This window comes from Aliikangiella maris (assembly GCF_040719265.1).
Taxonomy (GTDB): domain Bacteria; phylum Pseudomonadota; class Gammaproteobacteria; order Enterobacterales; family Kangiellaceae; genus Aliikangiella; species Aliikangiella maris.
In genome coordinates, this window is the sequence record NZ_JBFDAH010000068.1 from 1 (window position 1) to 3,423 (window position 3,423).

General features: G+C 36.2%; 3 protein-coding genes. All 3 read left to right on the forward strand.

Annotated features, from left to right (window positions below; all coding sequences use genetic code 11):
• Nucleotides 1–66 precede the first annotated feature (66 nt).
• From ABVT42_RS21770 to ABVT42_RS21780, 3 genes are read left to right on the forward strand one after another with little or no spacing between them, the layout of a single operon-like run.
• On the forward strand, nucleotides 67–2,052 hold the full coding sequence (locus tag ABVT42_RS21770; protein ID WP_465251089.1) for an RHS repeat domain-containing protein: 1,986 nt from the start codon (nucleotides 67–69) through the stop codon (nucleotides 2,050–2,052).
• Nucleotides 2,052–2,561: a hypothetical protein gene (locus tag ABVT42_RS21775; RefSeq protein WP_353898062.1), complete on the forward strand. Its 510-nt coding sequence runs from the start codon at nucleotides 2,052–2,054 to the stop codon at nucleotides 2,559–2,561. The genes ABVT42_RS21770 and ABVT42_RS21775 overlap by 1 nt, the downstream gene beginning before the upstream one ends.
• Before the next feature lie 37 nt (nucleotides 2,562–2,598).
• Nucleotides 2,599–3,087 carry a hypothetical protein gene (locus tag ABVT42_RS21780; RefSeq protein WP_367024442.1) on the forward strand — a complete coding sequence of 163 codons (489 nt, stop codon included), beginning with the start codon at nucleotides 2,599–2,601 and terminating at the stop codon, nucleotides 3,085–3,087.
• Nucleotides 3,088–3,423: the final 336 nt, after the last annotated feature.

The following is a 3,423-nucleotide window of genomic DNA, read 5'->3' on the forward strand; positions in this document are numbered from 1 at the left end:
ATTGAAGCGGTTTCATCTAAAACCAGTGAAACAAAGCCTTCTACCATTCCAGCGCAACAACCCCCTATCAATAGTTTTAGAGGGGAAACCGATAAAAGCCAAACACCTGTCCATAAAAATGCTGGCAATCGGCTAGAAGCTTACCAGAACTTTAAGTACCAATATGATGACAGTGGTAACTGCACGTTAATCAAACAATTACAGATTCGAGAGGATGGCAGTAAAGATAAACCCATTAATACCCGTCTTGAATATGATGGGGCCAATCAGTTAATCAGTGCAAGCCATCAAGGGCAATCGATTGCTTATGAGTATGATGCATTAGGCAGGCGAGTCACCAAAAATACCGGAAAAGCCATTACCCGATTTTTATGGAATGGTGATGTATTGCTGAGTGAACAGACCGATTTAGATAAAACGCTTTATTTGTTTGAGCCGAATTCCTTTGTTCCGATAGCGCAGGTCCATGATGAGCAGATTCAATTCATTCATACTGACCACTTGGGTACGCCCGCTCAATTAACTGACGAGCAAGGAAACATCATTTGGCGGGCGAGTTTTAAGCCTTATGGGGAAGTTGAAAACCTGGAAGCTGATGAAAATATTATTTGTAATCTCAGATTCCAAGGGCAGTATTTTGATGCGGAGACTCAACTGCATTACAATCGGTTTCGATATTATGATGCGAGGAATGGACGGTTTACGAGTCAGGACCCGATTGGGTTATTNTTTGATGCGGAGACTCAACTGCATTACAATCGGTTTCGATATTATGATGCGAGGAATGGACGGTTTACGAGTCAGGACCCGATTGGGTTATTAGGTGGGAGTAATCAGTATCGGTATGTGCCTAATCCAATGAGTTGGGTTGACCCGTTGGGGCTTGTGTGTAAAGAAAGTGAACAAAAACTATCGAGTGCATTAAATAATATTTTACCTGAAAAATCAGCTGAATTAATGGCTGAATTTAAACAGCTCAATAATATTACCGATGCTAATCCAACAGGACAATTAAATTCACAAGCTGCAATTTTAAATGCTTTAACGACACAAGCGGAAGCGATGAATGTTGATCAAAAGGATATTGATAAAATTTCGGGTGTTGTTGCTGATTTGCCGAATGTTAGTGGGCAAGCTATCGAGCAACCTGAAAAAGATGAAGGAACAAAAGTTAAGCATGAGGAACCAAAGTCATTTGAAGAAGTTGTACAAAGATTAAAAGACTCAAGAAAACAAATTGAAAAAAATAATGGTGTCCCCGTTCTTCATTATTCAGAAGATGAATTGGTAGAATTAGCTAAAAATGATAGTGTTGCACAAGAGCGATTCCAAATTAGGATGATGAATGCTAAATATTTAGATGACAATCGAAATCCTGATAAAAGTAAAGTTAAGGAAGGTGGTAAGTTAGGTGGGCCACTTGCCGGTACTGATGGTATAAAATATTGGACTACAGGATTTAGTCAGGTTGAAGATATTGATACCGATCCCAAGCTTGCCCATCAAAAAATGGGGCTAGAGAGTTATTATGATCCTGAAGAAGAATATGTGTTCGTAATAATTGATCAGGAAAAAGCTAGAGATGTATCTGGATCAGAGGTAATAACTCCGACATTTAAAAATATAGTTAAGTTTACCGACGAAAAAGTCGGTGATGATTTTGATATTGCAATACTTAAGGAAATAATGACTCCTGAGGGGCAAGCTGAATATATGGAGTTATATCAATTAGCTGATAAACAGGGTATTGATTTGTGGGATGTTCAACAAAGGGATACTTTTATTGAAAAAAATATATCTAATGCTCAGAAGAAAGCGATGTTTAAAACCAGATTCCAAGCACATGGTACATTAGGAGCAAATGAACTATTTTTGGGTACTGGACTAACTAAAAATGATATTGCTGGATTAAAAGAAAATTCACCATCAGGTGTAGTCGAAACTTACACTTATGATCGTAGTCCCCAAACGATTAAGCAATTAAAAAATGCCGATGGTGGTTCAGCGATACAGATTATCGATTTAAATGAAATCGGAGAGATTAATAGTTAATGAAAACACTACCAATCATAACGGATCCTAAAAGCCCGCCAAAAATATTAAAAAAAGTTGCTAAGATTATTAATCCTAGAATGAATGATAAACCTTTTACTTTTTTTGTTTATGGAAAGCATTTTATTATATTGAGTGAGTCAATTTGGATAAACAAAATAACGGGAGTTGCAGAACATCTCTTTGGTCAGATTGAATTTCCTATCGATGTAGCCCATTGGGTGGTTGCAGGTATTGAAGATAAGTTTATGAAAGGACCAAATGAAGGGGGATTGCCAGCTGGAGAATTTAAAAATAAGCAAGATGTAGATGGTGAAACTCTTTATTTAGTACGTGGTGTTTGTGTTGGAGGACCCACAATGCCTGGTTATAAACTGGTTAACCTTTCTCGTAAAAATAAGTATAACGATTATCAAGAGTTTGCTATGGGTGATGATTTTTTATTTGATTATGGACTATTAGATTGTTGGAAAGATTTAGCCGATAGGCATGATCGAGGGGAATTTTAAGTAAAGGAAACTTATTGAAGGGGATGCAACTATCAACATGAAACGCCAATTGGGATTAATCGATCAAGCAAACTTAGAAAGTAATGAAAAGATTTTATTAAAATTAAATTATCCTATGTTTCCTGATGAAGTATCACTTTTAATAAAGAAAGGGAAATACCTAGTCTTATCAACAGACTTTTATTCAAAGCTTGATAAATGCAGAATGTACTCTCAAAGTGAGTTTCCGTTAAAATCTCTCCACTGGATCATTGATAGAATAGAAAATGGATTTTGGAAAAAGCCAACTGACGGTGGTTTGTCAGACTTTGAGCGCAGTGTATCAAATGAGTTTGAAGGAGAGAAAGTCGGAGTTAATGTTATGATGCATTGCTGTGCAGAAAATATGCATGGTTTTAACATTTGGAATTCAAGTCGAAAAGATTATATTGCTGATATACCTCCTCACGAATGGAATATACCTGACTATATGCTTAAGGATGGTTTATTGGATGAACTGAAAAAAATAGCAGCTAAATATAGCTAAGGAGCAGCCAATTAATTGCTTCAATACTGCCATGTTAATAGAAGAGGGATAAGACAACTTTTATTCTTTTAACCATTCACTTACAACTTCCTAATTAAGAAAAAGAGACTAAAACATGGAGATAATTAGTAAAAAAAAGTACCAATACATATTAATTTATCGGAAATAGGTGCTTGGGAAATCTGGACTGGCAAAGGATATACTGAATTAAGATCTCAGCCAGGATGTAGTTTACTTTTTTACCATCATACTTCTTGTCAATTTATTTATCATAAGATTGTGCAAGAATTAAACGACTTTACCCAATTAACATCGTCCGCTTTTTAGTGCTTGCCA